21 protein-coding genes are annotated in these 23,213 nt (G+C 68.2%); 10 read left to right on the top strand and 11 right to left on the bottom strand.

The features are described from left to right. Positions 1 to 7: 7 nt before the first annotated feature. The 3 genes from AC1DGI_RS10875 to tkt form a co-directional block, all read right to left on the bottom strand. Positions 8 to 1,642 (bottom strand): glucose-6-phosphate isomerase, encoded by a 1,635-nt coding sequence (locus AC1DGI_RS10875; protein WP_476898802.1) that lies wholly within the window; start codon positions 1,640 to 1,642, stop codon positions 8 to 10. Positions 1,643 to 1,648: 6 nt separating this feature from the next. Continuing rightward, a complete protein-coding gene (tal, locus tag AC1DGI_RS10870) occupies positions 1,649 to 2,773 on the bottom strand; it encodes a transaldolase (RefSeq protein WP_441402844.1) in 1,125 nt (374 codons plus the stop codon). Between the two features lie 66 nt (positions 2,774 to 2,839). After that, the gene (gene tkt, locus AC1DGI_RS10865; RefSeq protein ID WP_476898801.1) at positions 2,840 to 4,957 is read right to left on the bottom strand and encodes a transketolase; all 2,118 of its coding nucleotides are present in this window, start codon (positions 4,955 to 4,957) and stop codon (positions 2,840 to 2,842) included. 506 nt (positions 4,958 to 5,463) lie between these two features. Between tkt and AC1DGI_RS10860 the strand changes: the two genes are divergently transcribed. After that, positions 5,464 to 6,426, top strand: coding sequence for a heme o synthase (locus tag AC1DGI_RS10860; protein WP_441402040.1), 963 nt, complete (start codon positions 5,464 to 5,466; stop codon positions 6,424 to 6,426). A 4-nt stretch (positions 6,427 to 6,430) separates the two neighbouring features. Here the strand turns inward: AC1DGI_RS10860 and AC1DGI_RS10855 are convergent, their stop codons facing one another. The 4 genes from AC1DGI_RS10855 to AC1DGI_RS10840 all read right to left on the bottom strand — a co-directional run bounded on the left by AC1DGI_RS10855 (position 6,431) and on the right by AC1DGI_RS10840 (position 9,882). Further along, the gene (locus AC1DGI_RS10855) at positions 6,431 to 7,090 is read right to left on the bottom strand and encodes a DedA family protein (protein WP_441402039.1); all 660 of its coding nucleotides are present in this window, start codon (positions 7,088 to 7,090) and stop codon (positions 6,431 to 6,433) included. Between the two features lie 86 nt (positions 7,091 to 7,176). Continuing rightward, on the bottom strand, positions 7,177 to 8,124 hold the full coding sequence (locus AC1DGI_RS10850) for a COX15/CtaA family protein (protein WP_476898800.1): 948 nt from the start codon (positions 8,122 to 8,124) through the stop codon (positions 7,177 to 7,179). Between the two features lie 7 nt (positions 8,125 to 8,131). After that, a complete protein-coding gene (locus tag AC1DGI_RS10845) occupies positions 8,132 to 8,917 on the bottom strand; it encodes an ABC transporter permease (RefSeq protein ID WP_441402037.1) in 786 nt (261 codons plus the stop codon). After that, a complete protein-coding gene (locus AC1DGI_RS10840) occupies positions 8,914 to 9,882 on the bottom strand; it encodes an ABC transporter ATP-binding protein (protein WP_476898799.1) in 969 nt (322 codons plus the stop codon). Before AC1DGI_RS10840 ends, AC1DGI_RS10845 begins: the two co-directional genes overlap by 4 nt. Positions 9,883 to 9,986: 104 nt before the next feature. Between AC1DGI_RS10840 and AC1DGI_RS10835 the strand changes: the two genes are divergently transcribed. The 6 genes from AC1DGI_RS10835 (at position 9,987) to AC1DGI_RS10810 (ending at position 15,254) form a co-directional block, all read left to right on the top strand. Then, the gene (locus tag AC1DGI_RS10835) at positions 9,987 to 10,847 is read left to right on the top strand and encodes a helix-turn-helix transcriptional regulator (protein WP_476898798.1); all 861 of its coding nucleotides are present in this window, start codon (positions 9,987 to 9,989) and stop codon (positions 10,845 to 10,847) included. Beyond that, positions 10,847 to 12,310 (top strand): Fe-S cluster assembly protein SufB, encoded by a 1,464-nt coding sequence (gene sufB, locus AC1DGI_RS10830; protein ID WP_441402097.1) that lies wholly within the window; start codon positions 10,847 to 10,849, stop codon positions 12,308 to 12,310. The genes AC1DGI_RS10835 and sufB overlap by 1 nt, the downstream gene beginning before the upstream one ends. Further along, positions 12,310 to 13,596, top strand: a complete 1,287-nt coding sequence (gene sufD, locus AC1DGI_RS10825; protein ID WP_476898797.1) for a Fe-S cluster assembly protein SufD — start codon at positions 12,310 to 12,312, stop codon at positions 13,594 to 13,596. The genes sufB and sufD overlap by 1 nt, the downstream gene beginning before the upstream one ends. A 46-nt stretch (positions 13,597 to 13,642) precedes the next feature. After that, positions 13,643 to 14,002: a non-heme iron oxygenase ferredoxin subunit gene (locus tag AC1DGI_RS10820; protein ID WP_441402099.1), complete on the top strand. Its 360-nt coding sequence runs from the start codon at positions 13,643 to 13,645 to the stop codon at positions 14,000 to 14,002. Between the two features lie 108 nt (positions 14,003 to 14,110). Beyond that, on the top strand, positions 14,111 to 14,908 hold the full coding sequence (gene sufC / locus AC1DGI_RS10815) for a Fe-S cluster assembly ATPase SufC (RefSeq protein ID WP_441402100.1): 798 nt from the start codon (positions 14,111 to 14,113) through the stop codon (positions 14,906 to 14,908). A 13-nt stretch (positions 14,909 to 14,921) separates the two neighbouring features. Beyond that, complete coding sequence (locus tag AC1DGI_RS10810) at positions 14,922 to 15,254, top strand: metal-sulfur cluster assembly factor (RefSeq protein ID WP_138769377.1); 333 nt, start codon at positions 14,922 to 14,924, stop codon at positions 15,252 to 15,254. Between the two features lie 144 nt (positions 15,255 to 15,398). Here the strand turns inward: AC1DGI_RS10810 and ypfJ are convergent, their stop codons facing one another. Next, positions 15,399 to 16,283: a KPN_02809 family neutral zinc metallopeptidase gene (gene ypfJ / locus AC1DGI_RS10805; protein ID WP_441401359.1), complete on the bottom strand. Its 885-nt coding sequence runs from the start codon at positions 16,281 to 16,283 to the stop codon at positions 15,399 to 15,401. Positions 16,284 to 16,341: 58 nt separating this feature from the next. Between ypfJ and AC1DGI_RS10800 the strand changes: the two genes are divergently transcribed. Continuing rightward, positions 16,342 to 17,781 (top strand): class I adenylate-forming enzyme family protein, encoded by a 1,440-nt coding sequence (locus AC1DGI_RS10800; RefSeq protein ID WP_476898796.1) that lies wholly within the window; start codon positions 16,342 to 16,344, stop codon positions 17,779 to 17,781. 25 nt (positions 17,782 to 17,806) lie between these two features. Then, entirely contained in the window at positions 17,807 to 19,003 is a 1,197-nt protein-coding gene (locus AC1DGI_RS10795; RefSeq protein ID WP_476898907.1) for a thiolase family protein, read from the top strand. 175 nt (positions 19,004 to 19,178) lie between these two features. On the opposite strand, the gene AC1DGI_RS10790 is transcribed toward AC1DGI_RS10795, so the two are convergent. Genes AC1DGI_RS10790 through AC1DGI_RS10780 form a run of 3 tightly spaced genes read right to left on the bottom strand, consistent with a single transcriptional unit; the run spans position 19,179 to position 21,267 of the window. Continuing rightward, positions 19,179 to 19,808 (bottom strand): energy-coupling factor transporter transmembrane component T family protein, encoded by a 630-nt coding sequence (locus AC1DGI_RS10790; protein ID WP_441401362.1) that lies wholly within the window; start codon positions 19,806 to 19,808, stop codon positions 19,179 to 19,181. Beyond that, complete coding sequence (locus AC1DGI_RS10785) at positions 19,805 to 20,548, bottom strand: energy-coupling factor ABC transporter ATP-binding protein (RefSeq protein WP_476898795.1); 744 nt, start codon at positions 20,546 to 20,548, stop codon at positions 19,805 to 19,807. The genes AC1DGI_RS10790 and AC1DGI_RS10785 overlap by 4 nt, the downstream gene beginning before the upstream one ends. Continuing rightward, entirely contained in the window at positions 20,545 to 21,267 is a 723-nt protein-coding gene (locus AC1DGI_RS10780; protein WP_476898794.1) for a biotin transporter BioY, read from the bottom strand. The genes AC1DGI_RS10785 and AC1DGI_RS10780 overlap by 4 nt, the downstream gene beginning before the upstream one ends. A gap of 321 nt (positions 21,268 to 21,588) precedes the next feature. Between AC1DGI_RS10780 and AC1DGI_RS10775 the strand changes: the two genes are divergently transcribed. Then, positions 21,589 to 23,187 (top strand): ABC-F family ATP-binding cassette domain-containing protein, encoded by a 1,599-nt coding sequence (locus tag AC1DGI_RS10775; protein ID WP_476898793.1) that lies wholly within the window; start codon positions 21,589 to 21,591, stop codon positions 23,185 to 23,187. Positions 23,188 to 23,213: the final 26 nt, after the last annotated feature.

Here is a 23,213-nt window from a genome sequence, read left to right as displayed (position 1 = left end):
TGGTGCCTTAGCTTTCGAGGTAGGGCGCGGCCTGGCCGGCCAGCGAGGAGACGAGCTGCTGCAGCTGGCGGACACCTGCGGCACGGTCCGTGAGGTGCAACCGCAGCACCGGCCGGCCGTGTTCGGAAAGGACCTGCGCGTCGCCTGCGGCCTGGGCCGAAATCAGCTCCCCGAAGGTGAAGGGCCGCTCGGGGATGGCCAGATCCGTGGCGGAAGCGGCCGTTACCTGCAGGAAGACGCCGATCGCCGGGCCGCCTTTGTGGAACTGTCCGGTGGAGTGCAGGAACCGGGGTCCCCAGCCGAAGGTGACGGGACGGCCGCTGACGGCGGCGAGTTCGTCACGAATGCCCTCCAGCGGGGCGTAGCTGAGCCGGTCGAAATAGGCCTGCACGCTCAGGTAGCCGTCCGGACCGAGCTGGCCGAGCAGCGCACTGATGGCCTCGGCCGCGGTCCCGGCGCCGCCGAGCCATTCACCGCCACGGACCTCGATGGCCCCGTCGGTGAAGTTGGCCGGCGTTGGTTCCGGCTGCGCGTCCAGCAGTCCGCGGGCGGCTGACTTGGCAGCCTCGACGTCGGGCTGGTCGAACGGGTTGATCCCGAGCAGCCGCCCCGCGACGGCGGTGGCGAATTCCCAGGTCATCATCTGGGCCGCGAGGCCGCCGGCGATCGCGGATTCGTTGGCGCCGAGTTTGACGTCGGCGTCGGCCGCCACCAGCCTGATCACCAGCACGTCCTCGGCGCCGCCTGTCACCTCGGGGGCGTGCGGGCCTGCGACGACCGGCAGCACCCCGGTGCCGAGCTTGCCGGTGGACTCAGCGATGAGCTGCTCCGCCCAGTCCGCGAAGCCGGCGATCCCGGAGCCGTCCTCGGCAATGACGATCTTGTTGCGCAGCGGGTTGGTGCCGCCCAGCGCCGCGCCCAGGGCGAGGCCGATGTTCTCTGCGCTGTCGTCATTGAGGATTTCGGCGGCCTCTTCGGCCTCGTCCAGGAAGGCCTGGAGATCAACGCCGGCGAGCCCGCATGGCACCAGCCCGAAGGCTGTCAGCGCGGAGTAGCGGCCGCCGACGTGCGGATCGGCGTTAAAGACGGCGCGGTAGCCGGTCTCGCGGGCGGACTTGTCCAGCGGCGACCCCGGGTCAGTGACGATGATGATGCGGCTCTTTGCGTCGACGCCGGCCTCGGTGAAGGCGTGTTCGAAGGCCCGGCGCTGCGAATCGGTCTCCAGGGTCGAACCCGATTTGGAGGACACCACGATGGCGGTTTCCGTGAGCCGGTCCGCGAGGGCAGCGGCAACCTGTTCAGGGTCGGTGCTGTCCAGCACTGTCAGCTCGACGCCGGCGGTTCCGGCGATGACTTCGGGGGCCAGCGAGGAACCGCCCATGCCGCACAGGACGATCCGGCTGACGCCCTCGGCGCGGAGCGCGTCGCGCAGCGCCAGGATGTCCGCTACCAGCGGCTGTGAAACCGCTGCGGCCTCCACCCAGCCGAGCCGGACGGCGGCCTCGGCTTCGGCGTCGGGACCCCACAGGGTGGCGTCCTTGGCGAAGATCCTGGTGGCGATCCGGTCTTGGAGCAGGGCGGGCAGGTGCTGTTCGTGGGCGTGGCGGGCGGCGCCCGTGGCGTCGTAGCTGAGAGTGGTCATGGGGGACTAGGCGTCCTTCCGTGCAGCGGCGAGGGCTACCTCGACGTCGGCCAGCAGTTCCTTCCAGCTTGCCACAAACTTGTCCAGACCTTCGGACTCGAGTACGGCCACGACTTCGTTGTAGGAGATGCCGAGGGCGTCCAAGGCGTTCAGTGTCGCGTTCGCGTCGTCGTAGCCGCGGGTGACCGTGTCGCCGGTGATGGCGCCGTGGTCGTAGGTGGCGTTCAAGGTCTTTTCCGGCATGGTGTTCACCACGCCGGGGGCGACGAGCTCGGTGACGTACATGGTGTCCGGGTAGGCCGGGTCCTTGACGCCGGTGGAGGCCCAGAGCGGGCGCTGCGGCCGCGCGCCGGCCTCGGCGAGGAGGCCCCAACGTTCGGTGGAGAAGAGCTCCTCGTAGACCTGGTAAGCCAGGCGGGCGTTCGCAAGGCCGGCCTTGCCCTTGAGCGCCCGGGCTTCGTCGGTGCCGATCGCGTCGAGGCGCTTGTCGATTTCGGTATCGACGCGAGAGACGAAGAACGACGCCACCGAGTGGAGCTTGGACAGGTCGTGGCCGTTTTCCTTGGCCTGCTCAAGTCCGCTCTGGAAGGCGTTGATCACGGCACGGTAGCGTTCCAGCGAGAAGATCAGCGTCACGTTGACGCTGATTCCGCTGGCCAGCGTGGCGGTAATGGCCTCGAGGCCCTCAAGCGTGGCCGGGATCTTGATCAGGACATTGTCCTTGTTGACCTGGCCGGACAGTTCCTTGGCTTCGGTGATGGTGCCGGCGGTGTCCCACGCGAGGCGCGGGTCAACTTCGATCGAAACCCGGCCGTCGACCCCGTTCGTTGCGGCCGCGACCGGGGCGAAGAGATCGCAGGCGTCGGCGACGTCGGTGGTGGTGATCGAGAAGATCGTTTCCTCGACGCTGGCGCCGGCAGCGGCCATTTCCTTGATCTTGGCGTCGTAATCGGTGCCGGTGGTGATGGCGGCGTGGAAGATGCTCGGGTTCGTGGTGACCCCGACGACGTTCTTCTCTTCGATCAGTTTGCGCAGCGTGCCGGTGGCGAGGCGACCGCGGGACAGGTCGTCGAGCCAGATGGAGACGCCGGCGTCGGAGAGCTGCTGCGTGGGGGTGGAGGTGGTGTTCAAAGGTGACTCCTGAAATCGGGGGCCGCCGCCTGTTGGGGCGGCGGACCGGAAGGCGTGAAGTTTGGGTTAGGCCTGGAGGCCGGCGAGTGATTCCTTGGCAGCGGCGGCAACCGCTTCGGCGGTGATACCGAACTCCTGGAACAGGCGCTTGTAGTCCGCGGAGGCGCCGAAGTGCTCGAGGCTGACGGACCGGCCGGCGTCGCCGACGAATTCCCTCCAGCCCAGGGCCAGCCCCGCTTCCACGGAGACCCGGGCCTTGACGTCGGCGGGGAGCACGGACTCGCGGTACGCGGCGTCCTGCTTGTTGAACCATTCGACGCAGGGCATGGACACGACCCGAGTGGGGATCCCTTCGGCCTGCAGGGCTTCGCGGGCCGCCACGGCGAGCTGGACCTCGGAGCCGGTGCCGATCAGGATGACCTGGGCGGCCACCGTCTTGCCGCCGGTGGACGCTTCGGCCAAGACGTAGCCGCCCTTCGCAACGCCGGCGACGGAACCGAAGGTGTCGCCGTCGGCGTCGCCGGTACCGCGGTCCCAGGTGGGGATGTTCTGCCGGGTCAGCACGATCCCGGCCGGGTTCTGGTGGTTCTCCAGCATGACCTTCCAGGCCGCGGCGACCTCGTTCGCGTCGCCGGGGCGGACGACGTCCAGGCCCGGGACGGCGCGGAGTGAGGCGAGCTGTTCGACCGGCTGGTGGGTGGGTCCGTCTTCGCCGAGGCCGATCGAGTCGTGCGTCCAGACGTACAGCGACGGGGCGCCCATCAGCGCGCCGAGCCGGATCGCCGGGCGCTGGTAATCGGAGAAGATCAGGAACGTGCCGGAGAACGCCCGGGTCGGGCCGGCGAGGCTGATCCCGTTCACGATCGACGCTGCGGCGTGCTCGCGGATGCCGAAGTGCAGCACCCGGCCGTAGGGGTTGCCCTTCCAGGCGTCGGTCTGCCGGGAAGCCGGGATGAACGAGGGCGAGCCTTCGATCGTGGTGTTGTTGGACTCGGCCAGGTCCGCCGAGCCGCCCCACAGTTCAGGCATGACCGGACCGATCGCGTTCAGCACTTTGCCGGACGCGGCACGGGTGGAAACGTCCTTGCCGGCCTCGAAGACCGGCAGCGCGGCGTCGATCTCGGCCGGGAGCTTACGCGCCTCGACGCGTTCCAGCAGCGCGGCCGCCTCGGGGTTCCCGGACTGCCAGGCCTCGAAGGTTGCCTGCCACTCGGAGCGGGCCGCGGCGCCGCGTGCTTGGGCCTGGCGGGTGTGGTCGAGGACTTCGTCTTCGACCTGGAAGGACAGCTCCGGGTCGAAACCGAGGATCCGCTTGAGGCCTGCGACTTCCTCGGCGCCCAGCGCCGAGCCGTGGATCTTGCCGGTGTTCTGCTTCTTCGGCGCCGGCCAGCCGATGATGGTCCGCAGCGAAATAATGGACGGCTTGCCCGTTTCGGCCTTCGCGGCGAGCAACGCCGCGTGCAGTTCGGCGACGTCCTCTTTGTATGCGCCAGTCCGCGTCCAGTCGACCCGCTGGGTGTGCCAGCCGTAGGCCGCGTAGCGGGCCAGGACGTCTTCGGTGAAGGCGACATTGGTGTCGTCCTCGATGCTGATGTGGTTCTCGTCGTAGATCACCACGAGGTTGCCGAGCTCCTGGTGGCCGGCGAGCGAGGACGCCTCGGACGTCACGCCTTCCTGCAGGTCGCCGTCGGAAGCGATCACCCAGATGGTGTGGTCGAACGGGCTCGTGCCGGCGGCGGCTTCGGCGTCGAAAAGCCCGCGCATGCGGCGCTGCGAATATGCGAAACCGACCGCCGATGCCAGGCCCTGGCCCAGCGGGCCCGTGGTGATTTCCACACCCTTGGTGTGCTTGTACTCCGGGTGGCCAGGGGTCAGCGAGCCCCAGGTCCGCAGCGCCTCAAGGTCCTTCAGCTCCAGGCCGTAGCCGGAGAGGAAGAGCTGGATGTACAGGGTCAGGGATGTGTGGCCCGGGGACAGCACGAAGCGGTCGCGGCCCAGCCATTCCGGGTTCGCCGGATCATGCCGCATCAGCTTCTGGAAGAGCAGGTAAGCGGCCGGCGCCAGGCTCATCGCCGTGCCGGGATGGCCGTTGCCGACCTTCTCCACGGCATCCGCCGCGAGCACCCGGATGGTATCGACGGCGCGCTGGTCCGCGCTGGTCCAAGACAGTTCTTGCTCTTCCAAATGTGGCACGTAAACCGGGCCCCTCTCTGTGCTGACAGCCGATGGCACAGTACGTTCCGCCGGGACACGGTTTGGTGCCCGCTGCGGTTAGTACCAGCCATTCACCATCGAAACGTTGATCTCGTCATTCAGCCGCCCGCGCAGAGGCAGTGGGCGCCGTGGGCCCGCGCGTGCGTGCTGATCTGTTTGACAGCTTATCCCCATTCCAGCGGCCGGGCGGGGGGTATCTCAGGAATTGGACGTGTTTCCGGTCTTTGTGAATCCCCGCGACCCGCGGCTGCCGGGGCCCCGGCCAAGGCAGGCGAAATTGCGGCGGCGTCCGCCGGGGCGTGGACGTCGGCGCCGCCACGGTAGGATGGTGGGTGGCCACCACCGGGGGCTAGGACATGCCTGTGCGCCGCGAATGGACCCCCGACTGCACTGGCCCGGACGCAGGGCGCATTGCGACGACCAGCCGGGCTGAACAGCCAGACAGAACCGCCAGACAGAACTGCCAGACAGAACAGGTGACTGCCACCGTGAGCACAACTGATACGCCGCTAAACTTCTCCCCGGCACCGGGTCGGATCGGCTTCGCCCGCAAGGCGAAGGCCTACCTGGCGCTCACGAAGCCGCGGGTGATCGAACTCCTGCTGGTCAGCACCCTGCCCACCATGATCTACGCCCAGCGTGGCTTCCCGTCCCTCGGCCTGATCCTGGCGACCCTCGTCGGGGGCGCCTTCGCCGCCGGCAGTGCCGGCGCGTTCAACTGCTATCTCGACCGCGACATCGACAAACTCATGCACCGGACCGAGAAGCGGCCGCTGGTCACCGGCGAGATCACCCCGCGTGAAGCCCTGGTGTTCTCCTGGCTCCTCGGCGCCGCTGCGATCGTGATCCTCTGGTTCGGCGCCAACCCGCTCTCGGCGTGGCTGGGCCTAGGCGCCATCGTGTTCTACGTGGTGATTTACACGATGATCCTCAAGCGCCGAACCGCGCAGAATATCGTCTGGGGCGGCGCCGCCGGCTGCTTCCCGGTCCTGATTGCCTGGGCGGCCGTGACCAACACGGTTCAGTGGCCCGCTTTCGTTCTGTTCATGGTGATCTTCCTGTGGACCCCGCCGCACTACTGGCCGCTGTCCATGCGCTACGGCGAGGACTACCGCAACGCCAACGTGCCGATGCTCGGTGCAATCGCGGGTGCCAAGGTGGTGTCGGTGCAGGTGGTCCTGTACGCGTGGGCCATGGTTGCCTGCTCGCTGCTGATGATCCCGGTGGGAGCCGCCGGATGGGTCTACACCGTCACCGCCGTCGGCGCGGGTGCCTGGTTCCTGTACGAGTCGCACGCCCTCTACAACCGGGCCCAGCACGGGGACGTCTCGAATACGGGCGCGATGAAGGTCTTCCACGGTTCGATCAGTTACCTCACCCTGCTCTTCCTGGCGCTGGCGGTCGATCCCTTCGTAGGCTCCGCGCTCGTCGGCGGCTAAGGGGTCAGTCGCCCGCCGGTACCGTGCGGCCCTCGGAGTCCGGGGGAGCCGCCGGTGAGCGCCGGGCAGCCCGCGCATGGCGGACGCGCCAGATGATCACAGCCAGCAGCCCGATCAGCACAATGGCTGCCGTGATGTCCCGGCCGGCAACCTTGGCCACCGCATCGTAGGAATTACCGGCAAAGTAGCCGAGCAGGACGAAGCCGATCCCCCAGGTGAGGCCTCCGGCGGCATTGAACGCCAGGAAGCGCGGATAGTGCATTCGGGAACTTCCGGCCAGGGCGGGCATGACGGCCCGGAAGAACGCCACGAAGCGGCCGAGGAAGACGGCGGAGCCGCCGCGCCGGCGCAGAAAATCCTGAGCCTTGGACAGGGCGGCGCGCCGTTTCTTCATGATCCGGGTATTCAAGAGCCTGGGACCGAGATGCTTCCCGACTTCGTAGCCGATTGTGTCGCCTGCCACCGCGGCCAGGACAACGACGGCGACCATGCCCCAAAGCGGTACCTCGCCCCGGCTCGAAACGACGCCGCCCAGAACCGCGGCGGTCTCGCCCGGCACGACGAACCCGATGAACACCGCGTCTTCGGCAAAGACCAGGCAGCCCACGAGGGTGAACGCCAGCACGGGGCTGATGTGCAGGATGCCTTCCACGAACCCATTCACGGCGAAACCCTTCCCTCTACAGGGTCAGGCTACACAGCCCCGCAGGGAAAAGAGAGGCAAGGAAGACCGCTCCGCTGCGGTCCCGGTTACTTCAGCGGGCTGCTGCGCGCGATGTCCGCGGCGTTCGTGGCGGCGCTCATCAGCAAGGCAGCGCCCAGCATGTGAGCGCCCACTAGCAGTGCGGGGATGCCGTTGTAGTACTGCGTGAAACCGATAACCGCCTGCAGCACGGTGACACCCAAAAGCAGGAAGACCGCCGTGCGGAACGGGCCCGCGATGCGGCCGCGGAAGACCAGGACCACGCCGAACAGCGCCCCGGCTGTTACGAGGTAGGCCGGGACGGCGTGGATGTGGGAAAACAGGTCCCAGTCCAGGTTGTTGCGCGGCGCGTCCGCGTCGCCGGCGTGCGGGCCGGCCCCCGTCACTACGACGCCCAGGCAGACGGCCACAGCGGAGAAGAAGACCACGGCGGTCATCACCGGGCGCGCGGCGCCCGGCAGCCGAACGAGTTCCCGGGTCCGCGCCTTGCCGGAACGCCCGTAGGCCCGGTTGACCAGCAGCGTCGCGAGGACCACCAGGGCCATCGAAACCAGGAAGTGCAGCCCCACCACCCACGGATTCAGCTGGGTGAGGACGGTGATGCCGCCAATCACCGCCTGCGCCGGGATGCTGGCCAGCAGGCCCGCGGCCAGCAGGAAGAGATCGCGGCGTTCCTTGCGCAGGTTCCACAGGTACACCAGCATCATCACGGCGACGGCGGCCAGCGCAAAGGTCAGGAGCCGGTTGCCGAACTCGATGAAGCCGTGAATCCCCATTCCCGGCGTGTTGACCAGCGAATTGTCGGTACAGCGGGGCCACGTGGGGCAGCCCAGCCCGGAGGCGGTGAGGCGAACGGCGCCGCCGGTGACCACCAGCACGGTCTGGCCGATCAGGGACAGCACGGCGAGCCGCCGGATTGTCTTGTCGACGGTGACGGGCAGCCGGGAGGAGATCCGGGACAGGACGTTGCGGGGAGGGCGGGACACCGTACTCACAGTTTTCTCAATTCCATTTAAACCAACGGGTTGCTGCCAGGCCGGCGATCGCCGTCCAGAGCAACAGGACAAACACGGCGGCAAGATTGACGCTGCCGTACAGGAGGGCATCCCGCAGCGCCTGGCCCAGCGCCCCGGACGGCAGGAAGTGCACAATGGCCTGGGCGAGGGCCGGGAGCCGCTCGGCCGGAATGACGATACCGCCCAAAGCGCCGAGCAGGATCCAGAGCAGGTTGGTGATCGCCAGCGTCGCCTCCGGCCGGACCGTGCCGGCTACCAGCAGGCCGAGGGCGGTGAAGGCCGCGGCACCGAGGACCAGCAGCACGAGTCCCGGCAGCAGGCCCGCCACCGCGGGCCGCCATCCCAGCGGGAGGGCGACGGCGGTGACGACCAGCACCTGGATCAGCAGGACCGCGAGGACGGCGAGCACCTTGCCCAGGATCAGCCCCGCGCGCCCCAGGGGCGTGGTGGAGAGGAAACGAAGCACGCCGTAGCGCCGGTCGAAGCCGGTGGAGATGCCCTGGCCGGTGAAGGCCGTGGACATCGCGCACAACGCCAGGATGCCCGGCACCGCGATGTTGACCCTGCTGGGGCCGAGGCCGTCCAACAGCGGCGTGACGGTCAGGCCCACCAGAGCCAGCAGCGGCAGGATGACCGCGAGGATCAGCTGCTCGCCGTTGCGGAGCATGGTGGCGGTTTCATAGCGGCCCTGCAGCAGGATCCGGCGCAGCAGGGGAGCGGGGGGACTCCCCAGCGGCATTTCCGCTGTCGTTCCGGCGTGCGCGGAGCTCATCGGGTCTCCCTTCCGGAGATGTCGAGGAAGACGTCCTCGAGGCTGCGTGCCGCCAGGCTCATGGACGCGGGCATGATGCCGCGGGCCGCCCACCAGGCCGCGACTGCGGCGAGATCGGCCGGCGTCAGCGCTCCGGTGGCGCTGTAGCTGCCGGCGCGCGTTTCCCGGACTTCGACGGCGGCCGGCAGGACCCCGGTCAGGTCCAGGCCCGGTTCCGCTTCGAAGAGCAGCGTCCGGATGTGCTGCTCGGCGTCGCCGGCCACCAGTTCGTGGCGCAACAGCTGGGCGACGGTGCCTTCGGCAACGTTCCGGCCGGCGTCGATGATGTAAACGTAGTCGGCGAGGCGCTGGGCATCGTCCATCAGGTGCGTGGTGAGGATGATGCCCATGCCGCGGTCTCGCAGTTCGCCGATCAGCTCGAACACCAGCTGCCGGGACTGCGGGTCCAGGCCGGCGCTCGGTTCGTCGAGGAAAAGCACCTCGGGCCGGCCGACCAGTGCCGCGGCAAGGGCGAGCCGTTGCTTCTGGCCCCCGGACAGGCGCCGGACGTTGGTCCGGCTGAACGCGTCGATCCCCAGGCGCCGGACAAGGTCGTCCACCGGCCACGGGTCCTGGTACATGCCGGCGACGTGCCGGAGCAGGGGGATGGGGCGCGCCGACGGCGGCAGGCCGCCGTCCTGGAGCATGACGCCGACGCGGGCGCGCAGCTCCGCCCCGGCCGTGTCCGGATCCCGGCCCAGCAGGCTGATGCTGCCGTGGGTGCGTTTCTGCAGGCCCTGCGCGCATTCGATTGTGGTGGTCTTGCCCGCGCCGTTGGCACCCAGCAGCGCAGTGACCTGTCCCCGCTCGGCTACGAGGGACAGTCCGCTGACCACCCGCAGCATTTTGCCGTCGAGGCTGGGCACGGGACCAACATCCTTGACGAGCCCGCTGATTGTCAGGGCGGGGGATTCGGGAGATCGCACCAAAGCATTCTACGCGACGTAGTAGCTGCCGAACTTTCCGGGGCCGGGTACAGGAAAGCCATGCCTTACTGGCTAGCGGGAGTAAATTACGACATGATTGTGTTGTGTATTCCATGAGCCCAACCACTTCTGCCGCGCCTGACGTGTGCGCGGAGTCAGTCGAGCCTGCCGCGGGCGCGGCAGTTCCTGCCGCACGCCCTTCGGTGAGCGCCGCGAACACGGCCGACGCCGAGGAACGCACCCGGGACCGCGTCCTGAGCGCGGTGCTGGAACACGGACCCATCAGCGCCGCGGAGCTCGGCGAGCTGCTGGGCTTCACGCCTGCCGCCGTCCGCCGCCACCTGGACCACCTCTCACGCCACGGCGTGATCGAGATCAAACGGGCCGCCCGTGCCGGCGCCGGCGCAGGCAGGCCGGCCCGCCGCTACGTCCTCAGCTCGCGGGGGCAGTCCACGCTCGGCAACGACTACCTCGACATCGCGAGCTCCGCGCTCCGGCGGCTCGGCGAAATGGCCGGCGCTGAAGCGGTACGGGAGTTCGCCGTCGAACGCTTTGGCGAGATGGAACGACGCTACGCGCCGGAAATCGAGGAGGCGGGCAGTGACATCACCGCCCGCGCCCGCGTGCTCTCCGAAGCCCTGAGCCGAGACGGGTTCGTCGCCTCGGCACAGTCGATCGAGGCCAAGGCGCCGCTTCCTGCCGCACTCTCCAGCGTGCAGCTCTGCCAGGGCCACTGCCCCATCCAACAGCTCGCCGCGCAGTTCCCGGTGTTCTGCGACGTGGAGACCGAAGTGTTCTCCCGGCTGGTCGGCGTCGACGTGCGCCGGCTTTCCACCCTGGCGCGCGGCGGTCACGTCTGCACCACCCACATACCTACGGGCCGTCCGGCCGCCGTCGGGGCTTCCAGCCCCTCGGAGCCGGGCCACCCGGACGAAGTATCCAACCATCTGCAAGAAAGGCCGTGATGACGGACCAACTATCAGAGAAGAAGGTTGCTGAATCCACTGTGATTTCGGAGATTCTGGAAAAGAATCCTGAGCTGCACGGAATCGGCACCTACGAGTACGGCTGGGCCGACAAGAACGACGTCGGCGCCAACGCACGCCGTGGCATCAACGAGGACGTTGTCCGTGACATCTCGGCCAAGAAGAACGAGCCGGAGTGGATGCTGGACCTGCGCCTGAAGGGTCTGAAGTACTTCGACCGCAAGCCCATGCCCACCTGGGGCGCGGACCTGTCCGGCATCGACTTCGACAACATCAAGTACTTCGTACGTTCCACCGAGAAGCAGGCCGCCACCTGGGAGGACCTGCCCGAGGACATCCGGAACACCTACGAAAAGCTGGGCATCCCGGAAGCGGAGCGCAGCCGCCTCGTCTCCGGCGTCGCCGCCCAGTACGAGTCCGAGGTGGTCTACCACCAGATCCGCGAGGACCTGGAGGCCCAGGGCGTCATCTTCCTGGACACCGACACCGCGCTGCGTGAGCACCCGGAGATCTTCCAGGAGTACTTCGGCACCATCATCCCGGTGGGCGACAACAAGTTCGCGTCGCTGAACACCGCGGTCTGGTCCGGCGGTTCGTTCGTTTACGTGCCCAAGGGCGTCCACGTGGACATCCCGCTGCAGGCCTACTTCCGCATCAACACGGAAAACATGGGCCAGTTCGAGCGCACCCTGATCATCGCGGACGAAGATTCCTACGTCCACTACATCGAGGGCTGCACCGCGCCGATCTACACCTCGGACTCGCTGCACTCCGCCGTCGTGGAAATCATCGTGAAGAAGGGCGCCCGCGTCCGCTACACGACCATCCAGAACTGGTCCACCAACGTGTACAACCTGGTGACCAAGCGCGCGGTCTGCGCTGAAGGCGCCACCATGGAGTGGATCGACGGCAACATCGGTTCCAAGGTCACCATGAAGTACCCGGCCGTCTACCTCGTCGGGGACGGGGCCAAGGGCGAGACCCTCTCGATCGCGTTCGCCGGCGAGGGCCAGCACCAGGACACCGGCTCCAAGATGGTCCACATCGCGCCGAACACGAAGAGCTCGATCATCTCCAAGTCCGTGGCCCGCGGCGGCGGCCGCGCCGCCTACCGCGGCCTGGTCCAGGTCCGGGAAGGCGCCAAGCACTCGGCCAACACGGTCCGCTGTGATGCGCTGCTGGTGGACACCATCAGCCGCTCGGACACGTACCCGTACATCGACATCCGCGAGGACGACGTCACGATGGGCCACGAGGCCACGGTCTCGCGGGTCAGCGAAGAGCAGCTCTTCTACCTGATGTCCCGCGGCATGCGCGAAGACGAGGCCATGGCGATGATCGTCCGCGGCTTCATCGAGCCGATTGCCCGCGAGCTGCCGATGGAATACGCCCTCGAGCTGAACCGACTGATTGAACTGCAGATGGAAGGATCGGTCGGTTAATGACTGACATCACTACTGAAAAGGCCCGCATCGGCGCGCCCTCGGCCCAGCCGTTCATCAACGGTTTCACCGAGGAAGGCGAAAGCCTGTCACCGCTGAACGCCGCGGCGTCCAAGTCCCCGCTGGCCGGCGACGCCGTCAAGGCGCACTCGCACGGCGGCGGCGTCGGCATCCCGGACAGCTCGCGCGCCGGCCGCCTGACCTCGTACAAGCTGGCGGATTTCAAGCCGCTGACCGGCATGGAGGAAGACTGGCGGTTCACACCGCTCAAGCGACTCCGGGGCCTGCACACCGAGGTCCTCAACGGTGCCGCGCCGTCCGTGGCCATCACCGCCCCGGACAGCGTCCGGATCGAAACCGTCGACCGCGACGACGCCCGCATCGGTTCGTCAGCCATCCCCGAGGACCGGGTTTCCGCCAATGCGTGGGAGAACTTCACCGAGGCCACCGTCATTACGGTCCCGGCAGAGGTCCAGGTGGACGGCGAAGTCAGCGTCCTGCTGACCGGCCGGGGCACCGACGCTTCCGCGCAGCACGTCGTGATTGTCGCGGAAAAGTTCTCCAAGGCCGTCGTCGTGCTGGATCACCAGGGCAGCGCCGTCGTCTCGGAAAACATCGAGATCCTCGTCGAGGACGGTGCGCAGCTCACCGTCATCTCGCTCCAGGAGTGGAACGACGACGCCGTGCACGCCTCCTCCCAGCAGGCGAAACTTGGCCGCGACGCCAAGTTCAAGCACATCGTCGTCAGCCTCGGCGGGAACCTGGTCCGGGTCACCCCGTCGGCCCGCTTCACCGAGCCCGGCGCGGAAGCGGAACTGTTCGGCCTGTACTTCGCCGACGCCGGCCAGCACCTCGAGCAGCGCCTGTTCGTGGACCACGCGGTCGCCAACTGCAAGTCCAACGTGCTGTACAAGGGCGCCCTTCAGGGCCGCGACGCGCACACCGTCTGGGTCGGCGACGTCCTGATCCGCAAGGAAGCAGAAGGCACCGACACCTACGAGGCCAACCGCAACCTGGTCCTCACCGACGGCGCCCGCGCGGACTCCGTGCCCAACCTGGAGATCGAAACCGGCCTGATCGCCGGCGCGGGCCACGCCAGCGCCACCGGCCGTTTCGACGACGAGCACCTGTTCTACCTGATGGCCCGCGGCATTCCGGAAAAGGTGGCCCGCCGTCTGGTGGTCCGCGGCTTCCTGAACGAGATCATCCAGCAAATCAAGGTTCCCGCCATCGAGGAACGCCTCACGGCCGCCGTCGAGCGCGAGCTCGCCGCCACAGACAACTAGTGCGCAGCACCAGAAGACACGGCACGAGAGAACACGGACAACGAACATGACGGAACAGCCGAAGGGCGAACTGGTGTGCAGCGCCAGCGAGATCCAACTCAAACAGGCGCTGCGTATCCTGATCGACGACTACCCCGTAGCGATCGTGAAGGATTCGATGGGGGAGATCCACGCCATCGGCGACACCTGCTCGCACGCGGACATCTCCCTCTCAGAGGGCGAAGTGGAAGACTGCAAGATCGAATGCTGGGGCCACGGCTCCCAGTTCGACCTCCGCAGCGGCCAACCGCTCCAGCTGCCCGCCTACGACCCGGTACCCGTCTTCGCCGTGACCATCCAGGATGGCGACGTTTACGTGGACGTCAGCACCATCCTGAACGGCGCCGAGGCACCAAACTTCAGCTGACCGCGGGAGGGATGTCCCTCCCGCCCGGCCGGCAACCAGCTCCACCAAAACTTATCGTCGAGAACCGCACCGCCGCCGAGAGGCACGGTGCAGAGGAGAACAAGACACATGTCTACTCTTGAGATCAAGGACCTGCACGTCAGCATTGACACCGAGCAGGGCACCAAGGAAATCCTGAAGGGCGTCAGCCTGACCATCAAGACCGGCGAGACGCACGCCATCATGGGTCCCAACGGCTCCGGGAAGTCCACCCTGGCCTCCACGATCGCCGGCCACCCGCGCTACAACGTCACGAGCGGCTCCATCACGCTCGACGGCGAAGATGTCCTCGCGATGACGGTCGACCAGCGCGCCCGTGCCGGCCTGTTCCTGGCCATGCAGTACCCGGTGGAGGTGCCCGGCGTGAGCATGACCAACTTCCTGCGCACCGCCAAGACCGCGATCGACGGTGAAGCCCCGAAGCTCCGCACCTGGACCAAAGACGTCAAGGCCGCCATGGAGAAGCTGCGCATCGACGCCGACTTCACCCAGCGCAACGTCAACGAGGGCTTCTCCGGCGGCGAGAAGAAGCGCGTCGAAATCCTCCAGCTGGAGCTCTTCAAGCCGAAGTTCGCCATCCTCGACGAGACCGACTCCGGCCTCGACGTCGACGCGCTGAAGGTTGTCTCCGAAGGCGTGAACCGCGCCCACGCCGAGGGCAACATGGGCACCCTGCTGATCACCCACTACACCCGGATCCTGCGCTACATCCAGCCGGAATTCGTGCACGTGTTCGTTGACGGCCAGGTTGTCGAAGAGGGCGGCCCGGAACTCGCCGACCGCCTCGAAGAAGAAGGTTACGACCGCTACGCCACCGGCGCAGGGGCGGCCACCATCGCTGCCGCCGACGCCGCAGCACAGGCCTAGTAAGGACTACGCCATGACCGAAATCAATATGGCCCGGACGGGCCTCGAAGACGTCGAAGAGGCACTCAAGGATGTGATCGACCCGGAACTGGGTGTGAACATCGTTGACCTTGGCCTGCTCTACGGCCTGAAGTACTCGGACGACGACGGCGCCCTGCTGATCGACATGACGCTCACCACCGCCGCCTGCCCGCTCACTGACGTGATCGAGGAGCAGGTGGGCAAGGCCCTGGACGGCATCGTGGACGACTGGCGCCTGAACTGGGTGTGGATGCCGCCGTGGGGTCCGGAGCGGATCACCGAAGACGGCCGCGACCAGATGCGGGCCCTCGGCTTCAATATCTGAGAGTGCACCGACTTACCTGCAGGAAATGACGGCGGGCCCACCTCCCAGAGGCGGGCCCGCCGTCGTCGTTCCATCGATTGCTCCACAACGGCCCTTTAGACACGCCATAAGGGCGGTTGCGGAGCAGCGGATGAGGTTTTGGCGCTACGGGGTGGCGACCTTGAAGGTGTCGCACTGGTTGATGTCGCCGGTCTTGTAGCCCTGATAGAACCACTTCTGCCGTTGCGCGCTGGAGCCGTGGGTCCAGGACTCCGGTGAGACCCGGCCGGTGGCGGCCTTCTGGATCCGGTCATCACCCACCGCGGAGGCTGCGGACAGGGCATCCTGCAGGTCCTGGTCCTTCAACGGCGCGAGGAACGGCTGGCCCGAAGTCGGGTCCTTCGTGGTGGTGGCGTAGCGGACCCACAGGCCCGCGTAGCAGTCCGCCTGGAGTTCCACCCGCACCCCGCCGGACGCGGGACCCTGGGGATCCTGCTGCGCGCGGTCGATGGTGCCAAGCAGATTCTGGATGTGGTGGCCGAACTCATGCGCCACCACGTACTCCTGCGCCAGCGGCCCGCCGGAGGAACCGAAGCGGTCCACGAGCTCCTGGAAGAATCCGGGGTCGAAATACGCCGTCTTGTCCACCGGGCAGTAGAACGGCCCCACCTCCGACGTCGCGGCCCCGCAGCCGGTGTTCGTGGAATTGCTGAAGATCACGGTCTCGGGCTGCGGATACTTCTTGCCGTATTTGGCCAGGTACGCCGGCCAGAACGCATTAAGACTGTTCACCGTGCCGTTGATCCGGCAATCGAGTCGTGCATTGGCGTCCGCGCCGGTCTTGCACGCGGGCGCCGTGCCCTGGCTTTGCGACTGGTCCGGCGTGGTGCCGGTGAGCCCTTCAAGGAGGCTGGGATTGATGCCGAACAGCGCCGCCAGCAGCAACACGATGCCGCCACCGATCCCGCCGCCGATCTTGGTGCCGCGTCCCATGCCCCGGCGGTCCTGGACCTGGGACGGGTCCAGCTGGACGTTGTCGTTGAAGCTCATGCTGTCACAATATCGTCTGCCGCCCGCAAGGTACCCCGTCCCCGGTAAAGTTGCCCCGATGCCTTTTCTCGACAGACTCCAGCGCTGGGCCGATGAACGCCCCGACGCCACCGCCGTCGTGGTGGCGGGTAAGCGCCTGAGCTGGGCCGAGCTCCGGGACGCCGCCGAAGACCTCGTGCCGGTCACCCCGGCGGTGACGGTCCTGACCGAGCGCAACTCGACCCACTTTGCGGTGGCCTTCGCTGCGGCCGTGGCTGGTAGCCGCCGTTGCGCCGTGCTGGACCCCGCCTGGCCCCGGCAGCTCCTGGACGGCCTCACCGCACGGATCGCGGAGGCGGTCCCCGCCAACAGCGCGGACGCGGGTTCTGAGCTGGAGCTTGGCCTCGCTCCGGCGCTCAGCGATGGAGTGCCGGAATCGCCCTTTTTGATCGGTCTGACCTCCGGAACCACGGCGCTGCCGAAGGCGTTCAGCCGGTCGCGGCGCTCCTGGCAGCAGTCCTTCGAGTCGTCGGTGGAGTTCTTCGGCCTGGCCCCCCACGACCGGACGCTCGCGCCGGGGCCGCTCGCGGCCAGCCTCAACCTCTATGCCCTCGCCGAGTGCCTGTACGCCGGCTCCGAGTTCCATACCCTGGAACACTTCGACGTCGGCGACGCGCACGCGGCGGTCAGTCACGACGGCATCACCCGCCTGGTCCTGGTCCCCACCATGCTGCGGCTGCTCAGCGAGCGCGGTGTGTCCGGCGGCGTGGACGCCTCCGGCCTGCGGAGCATCATCTGCTCCGGCTCCAAGCTGGACACACGGACGCTGGAGGCCGCCCGCCGTTGGGCCCCCAACGCCACGATCTTCGAGTACTACGGCGCCGCGGAGCTCAGTTTCGTCGCCGGTGCCGGCCTGCGGCCGGGCGAATCCCCGGCATCGGGGGGCGCCGGGATCGGCACCGGCATCGGCAAGGCATTCCCGGGCGTTGAGATCAGGATCCTGGACGGCGCCGGGGCGCCGGTTCCGGACGGGGTGGACGGCAACGTCTGCGTCCGCGGCGGCATGGTCAGCGACGGATACCTGTGGGGCGACGACGGCGAGGCGCTGCAGTGCTTCGACGGCTGGTTCACGGTGGGCGACCAGGGCTACCTGTCCGACGGAACGCTGCACCTGCTGGGCCGCCGTTCGGACATGATCATCACCGCGGGGACCAACGTGTACCCGCACGAGGTGGAGCTGTGCCTCGCGTCCGTGCCCGGGGTTGCGGCGGCCGTGGCCGCGGGGCAGCCGGATGATCTCCGCGGCCAGCGCGTCGTGGCGGCCGTGCGGGCCTCCCACGGCGGCGTGACGGCCACCCAGCTGAAGACCGGCGTCGAGGGTCAGCTGGCCCGGAACAAGCGGCCGCTGGATTACTATCTGCTGGGGGAGTTGCCGCTCACGGACCGCGGCAAGCTAAGCCGTCCGCTGCTGCTTGAGTGGATCGCCCGTAACGATCCGCGCGTCCGGCGCCTTGGCTGAGACCCAGACCCCGTCCCGGATGCCAATGGTGCGCGGGCTGCGCCGGGCCGGATCGGTGCCGGCGGACCGGCAGCCCGTCATCATCGCTGCGCTGCGCACTCCGATCTGCCGCGCGCACGGAACGCTGAAGACGCTGCAAGCCCACGAACTGCTCGCGCCGGTACTGCGCAGCCTGCTCAGCGTTGTGGACGTCCCGACTGAACTGGTGGCGGACGTGGTGGTCGGCAACGCCGTGGGCGGCGGCGGCAATGTTGCCCGGCTCGCAGCCCTCGAGGCCGGGCTGCCCGTGAGCGTCCCCGGGCTGACCGTGGACCGGCAGTGCGGTTCCGGGCTCGACGCCATCGTGCTGGCGTCGCGGCTGGTGGCGTCCGGCGGCGGGGGCGTGTACCTCGCCGGCGGGGTGGAGAGCATCAGCACGGCACCGCTCCGGGCGCGGCCGGGCCCCGACGGCGAGCCGGACTTCTTTGGCCGGGCCCAGTTCGCGCCCCTCCGCCATGGCGACCCTGACATGGGCGAGGCCGCCGAAAACGTTGCCGCCAGTTGCGGCATTCCGCGGCAACGGCAGGACGACTTTGCTCTGCGCAGCCACCGTCGCGCCCTCGAGGCCGCTGCGGCCGGTGCGTTCGACGGGGAGAGGGTTCCGCTGGCCGGCCCCGCGGGTCCCGTGGGTTCCGACGACGGGCCTCGGCGGTCCCTCACGCCCGCCGTGCTGGCCCGGTTCCCCGCCGCGTTCGTTCCCGGCGGGACGGTAACCGCGGGGAACTCGTGTTTCGATGCGGACGGGGCCGCGGCCGTCGTGATCACCTCGATGGCCCGGGCACGGGAGTTCGGAGCGCGCGACGGGCTGCTGGTTCTCGGCACGGACACGGCCGGCGTGGACCCGGTGCTGCTGGGGATGGGGGCAGCCGCAGCGGCCCAACGCCTCCTCGCGGACTCCGGCGTAGCGTCCGGAGAGCTCGGGCTGGTCGAGTTCAACGAGGCATTCGCCTCCCAAACACTGGCCTGCCTCGATGAATTGGGCATTGACCCGGAGCGCGCCAACCTCGACGGCGGAGCCCTCGCCCTGGGCCACGCCTACGGCGCCTCCGGCGCGGTGCTCGTCACCCGGCTCCTGGCCCAGGCCCGCCGGAACCCTGCGGACGGCACGTTGGCGTTGGCCATGATCAGCATTGCCGGCGGGATGGGAACGGCGGCGCTGTTCGAGTACCGGTCGCTCCGGTAGGGCCCCGGGGGACATGCTCATTTCTGGGCGCCGGCCCCGGGGGGACATGCTCATTTCTGGGCGCCCTGGCTGGACATAGTGCAGATATGTGCACCGGCCGCGGACAGGGGAGAGCATGCTCATCGCTGGGCCGCAGCAAGGGGCATGTCCCGGGCCCTGTTCAGCCAACCCCGCCCTAGTCCTGGTCCTCCGCGTCGCCCAGGCCACGGGCTGTCAGGGCGTCGCCGGTTTGCCGGGCAAACGCCACAGTCGTGATGAACACCGGCAGCACCAGAGCACGGGGATTCCGGTCCAGGCCGCGGGCCCGGGCAGAGTCGCGCACATCGGCATACGCACCCGCGATGAAGGGAATGCTGCGGAGCATGATGGCAATCGTCAGCGCAAACCGTTCCGGGTCTGCGCCGAACCGGCGGAACGGGCTGGCCAGGGCAGCGACGCCATCCAACAGAGTCTGGACCTGTGTGGTGGCCGTCAGGATCGACGCCGCCACGACGCAGACCAAAATGTTCAGGACGATCCGCGCCGCCGTCGGTCCGCCGAGCTGCCACCACTGGAACACGCCGAGCACGCCCAGCACCGGCAGGACCGGCCGAAGCGCCCGGAGCAGGCGGCGCAGCCCGGCCCCGCTGGCCAGATAGACCCCACACAGCAGGGCGAGCACCACAGCGGCCGCGGTCCAGTCGGCGACGAGGAATGACGCCATCCCGCACGCCAGCACCAGCAGGAACTTCAGCCACAGCGGTGTGCGGTGCACCGGCGACGTCCCCGGCACATAGTTGGCGAGCAGGAAGCCGTGGCCTCTCATGGCCGTGCCGGATCTCCGCCGGCGGGCGGCACGGGAGCCGGATCTGCAGCGCAGAGCTTCCGGTAGTGCTCGACGGCGGCCGCTGCGGCGCCGTCGTACACGATCCTCCCGGCGTCCACCACCAGCACCCGGTCCAGGTCCAGAGCCAGCTCAAGGTCGTGCGTGGACAGGATGATATGCTGCTCCAACCCGGCCAGGGTGCGCCGCAGCAGCTCGCGGTTGCGCAGGTCCAGCAGCGTGGACGGCTCGTCCATGACCAGGATGTCCGGGCTGACTGCCAGCACGGCCGCGAGGGCCACGAGCTGCCGTTCGCCGCCGGAAAGCTCGTACACGCTCTGGTCCGCCAGTGACAGCAGCCCGAACCGGCCCAGCACCGCTTCGGCCTGGGCCCGCCGGTCCCGCGGGTTCCGCACCGAACGGCGCAGCGACAGTTCCACGTCCTCGCGCCCGGTCGGCATCACGAGCTGCGCGAGCGGATCGGTGAAGACAAAGCCAACCCGTCGGCGGACCGCGCGGACGTCGCGGACCGAGTCGGCACCGGACACCGTCACCGTCCCGGAACTGGGCGGAACCAGCCCGTTGAACATCCGCAGCAGGGTGGACTTTCCCGAGCCGTTGGCCCCAATCACGCCGATCCGGCGCTCGGTCAGGGTCAACGAGATGGGTTCGAGCAGGGTTTTTGGCTCCGGGCATCCGTCGATGGCCACCCGGACCGCTGCCCGGTCAAGGATGATGCTCACGGGCGCCCGGTGGGCTCGCCGGCTGGGCGGGCGCGGCGGACCAGGAGGTCGGGAAACGCCTTGTGCAGGGCCACGGCGATGCTGACCGCCAGCACGTTCTTAATCACATCGCCAGGGTAGAACACCAGGTCGGCCAGGAAAGCCTTGGACAGATCCAGCCGCGCGTTCAGCATCAGGCCTACGATGCCAAGCGTGTGCACGAAGACAATACTGCCGGCCATCGCGGCGGCAAACAGGGCCACCGCCCGCAGTTTCCGGCTGACACGATGCAGCACGACGGCGGCCAGCCAGCCGACAGCGGCGGCCGCAAGGGGGAAGGCGATGATGTAGCCGGCGGAGGGGCCGGCCAGCACACCGAGGCCGCCGCGGCCGCCGCTGAAAATCGGCAGCCCGGCCAGACCCAGCAGCACGTACAGCCCGACGGCAGCGAAGGCCCGGCCGCCTCCGAGCACCAGGCCCGTGAGCATGACGGCAAGAGTCTGAACGGTGATGGGGACGCCGAGGGCGCCGACCGGGATGGCCGGCACCACGGCGGACACCGCCACCAGGGCGGCAAACACGGCGATCAGGCCGAGGTCGGTGGCGTTCCACCGCCGCCTGCGCCGGTCCGGTCCTGCAGTGCCTGCGTCGCCGGCCGGGCCGGTGCCGGCGCCGGGAAATTCGGTGCCCCGGGTTCCCGGGATTGCGGCTTCGGCGGTGCCGTTGTCAGTCTTGCTCATGGTCGTCCTGTCACGAAGTGGGGGTGCGTACCTAAGGGCACCGGGTCTTGCTTCCGACGATACGGCGACGGCAACCCCGCCATTTTGTAGGCCCTCCACTAAGCGGAGGTTGTACTTCTGGCAGGCTCCGCCAAACGGAGGCAACGACGGCGGCCGCCGGCCGCCGTCGTTCGCAGCGTCCGCGGCGTCCGCCGATGTCAACCGGCAGGACAGCTGCCGGTAGACTGGTAGCGGTCGTCGTCTCGGCCACACTGCCCCGGCCCCATCCAGACTGCATCCGTTGTGCCGCGGCGTTCCCTGTCGTGAAAGGCCTTAGCTGCATTGATTACCGTCCAGGATCTCGAACTCCGCGCCGGCGCCCGACTGCTGATGGACCAGGTGAGCTTCCGGATCGATAAGGGAGACAAGATCGGCCTGGTCGGCCGTAACGGTGCAGGCAAGACCACACTGACCCGGGTGCTGGCCGGCGAAGGCCTGCCCGCCGCCGGTAAAGTCACGCGCAGCGGCGAGATCGGCTACCTGCCGCAGGACCCTCGCACCCCCGACATGGAACAGCTGGCCCGGGACCGGATTCTGTCCGCCCGCGGCCTCGACATCGCCGTCGGCAAGCTCCGGCTCGCGCATGAAGAGATGGCCAGCGAAGACGCCACCGTCCAGCGCAAAGCCATGAACCGCTACGACCGGCTCGAATCCGAGTTCCTGGCGGCCGGCGGTTACGCCGCCGAAGCCGAGGCCGCGTCGATCTGCTCGAACCTCGCATTGCCGGACCGGCTGCTGAACCAGCCGCTCAAGACGCTTTCCGGCGGTCAGCGCCGCCGTGTGGAACTGGCCCGGATCCTGTACTCCGACGCCGAGACCATGCTCCTCGACGAACCCACCAACCACCTCGACGCCGACTCCATCGCCTGGCTCCGGGAGTTCCTCAAGAACCACCAGGGCGGCCTGATCGTGATCAGTCACGACACCGAATTACTCCAGGCCACAGTGAACAAAGTCTTCCTGCTGGACGCCAACCGTGCCCAGATCGACATCTACAACATGGACTGGAAGCGCTACCAGCTCCAGCGCGAGACGGACGAACGCGCCCGCAAGCGCGAACGGGCCAACGCCGAAAAGAAGGCCCAGGTTCTCATGGACCAGGCCAACAAGATGCGCGCCAAGGCCACCAAGGCCGTCGCCGCGCAGAACATGGCCAAGCGTGCCGAACGGCTGCTCGGCGGCCTCGAAGCCGTGCGCGAGAACGACAGGGTGGCAGCGCTCCGCTTCCCGGACCCGTCGCCCTGCGGCAAGACCCCGCTCACCGCCGACGGCCTCAGCAAGTCCTACGGGTCGCTGGAGATCTTCACCGACGTCGACCTCGCGATCGACCGCGGCTCCAAGGTGGTCATCCTGGGCCTCAACGGCGCCGGCAAGACGACGCTGCTGCGGATGCTCGCCGGCGTCGACAAGCCCGACACCGGCGAGGTCATCCCCGGCCACGGACTGAAGGTCGGCTACTACGCCCAGGAGCACGAAACCCTCGACGTGGACCGGACCGTGCTGCAAAACATGCGCTCGTCCGCCCCGGACATGAACGACGCCGAGGTCCGCGGCATCCTGGGCTCCTTCCTGTTCTCCGGTGACGACGTCGACAAGCCCGCCGGCGTGCTGTCCGGCGGCGAGAAGACCCGGCTGGCGCTGGCCACCATTGTGGCGTCGAGCGCGAACGTCCTGCTCCTGGACGAGCCCACCAACAACCTCGACCCGGCCAGCCGCTCCGAAATCCTCGGCGCCCTGCGCAACTACACCGGCGCCGTCGTCCTGGTGAGCCACGATGAAGGGGCCGTTGAGGCTCTGAATCCGGAGCGCGTCGTGTTGCTGCCTGACGGCGTCGAGGACCTCTGGAACGAGGATTACCTGGATTTGATCACGCTGGCGTAGGTCCGGCCCGAGCCGGCTGCTCTGGT

The organism is Arthrobacter sp. 05N428_2 (genome assembly GCF_056397065.1).
The sequence above is the reverse complement of the archived record's forward strand: the minus strand, read 5'-3'. Positions and strand labels throughout refer to the sequence as shown.

What these genes read in the sequence shown, in the direction of transcription:
- AC1DGI_RS10875 (WP_476898802.1), bottom strand. Translation starts at nt 1,642, where the DNA reads ATGACCACTCTCAGCTACGACGCCACGGGCGCCGCCCGCCACGCCCAC.
- AC1DGI_RS10845 (WP_441402037.1), bottom strand. Translation starts at nt 8,917, where the DNA reads ATGAGCTCCGCGCACGCCGGAACGACAGCGGAAATGCCGCTGGGGAGT.
- sufB (WP_441402097.1), top strand. Translation starts at nt 10,847, where the DNA reads ATGACGGACCAACTATCAGAGAAGAAGGTTGCTGAATCCACTGTGATT.
- sufD (WP_476898797.1), top strand. Translation starts at nt 12,310, where the DNA reads ATGACTGACATCACTACTGAAAAGGCCCGCATCGGCGCGCCCTCGGCC.
- AC1DGI_RS10820 (WP_441402099.1), top strand. Translation starts at nt 13,643, where the DNA reads ATGACGGAACAGCCGAAGGGCGAACTGGTGTGCAGCGCCAGCGAGATC.
- sufC (WP_441402100.1), top strand. Translation starts at nt 14,111, where the DNA reads ATGTCTACTCTTGAGATCAAGGACCTGCACGTCAGCATTGACACCGAG.
- AC1DGI_RS10810 (WP_138769377.1), top strand. Translation starts at nt 14,922, where the DNA reads ATGACCGAAATCAATATGGCCCGGACGGGCCTCGAAGACGTCGAAGAG.
- ypfJ (WP_441401359.1), bottom strand. Translation starts at nt 16,283, where the DNA reads ATGAGCTTCAACGACAACGTCCAGCTGGACCCGTCCCAGGTCCAGGAC.
- AC1DGI_RS10800 (WP_476898796.1), top strand. Translation starts at nt 16,342, where the DNA reads ATGCCTTTTCTCGACAGACTCCAGCGCTGGGCCGATGAACGCCCCGAC.
- AC1DGI_RS10795 (WP_476898907.1), top strand. Translation starts at nt 17,807, where the DNA reads ATGGTGCGCGGGCTGCGCCGGGCCGGATCGGTGCCGGCGGACCGGCAG.
- AC1DGI_RS10790 (WP_441401362.1), bottom strand. Translation starts at nt 19,808, where the DNA reads ATGAGAGGCCACGGCTTCCTGCTCGCCAACTATGTGCCGGGGACGTCG.
- AC1DGI_RS10780 (WP_476898794.1), bottom strand. Translation starts at nt 21,267, where the DNA reads ATGAGCAAGACTGACAACGGCACCGCCGAAGCCGCAATCCCGGGAACC.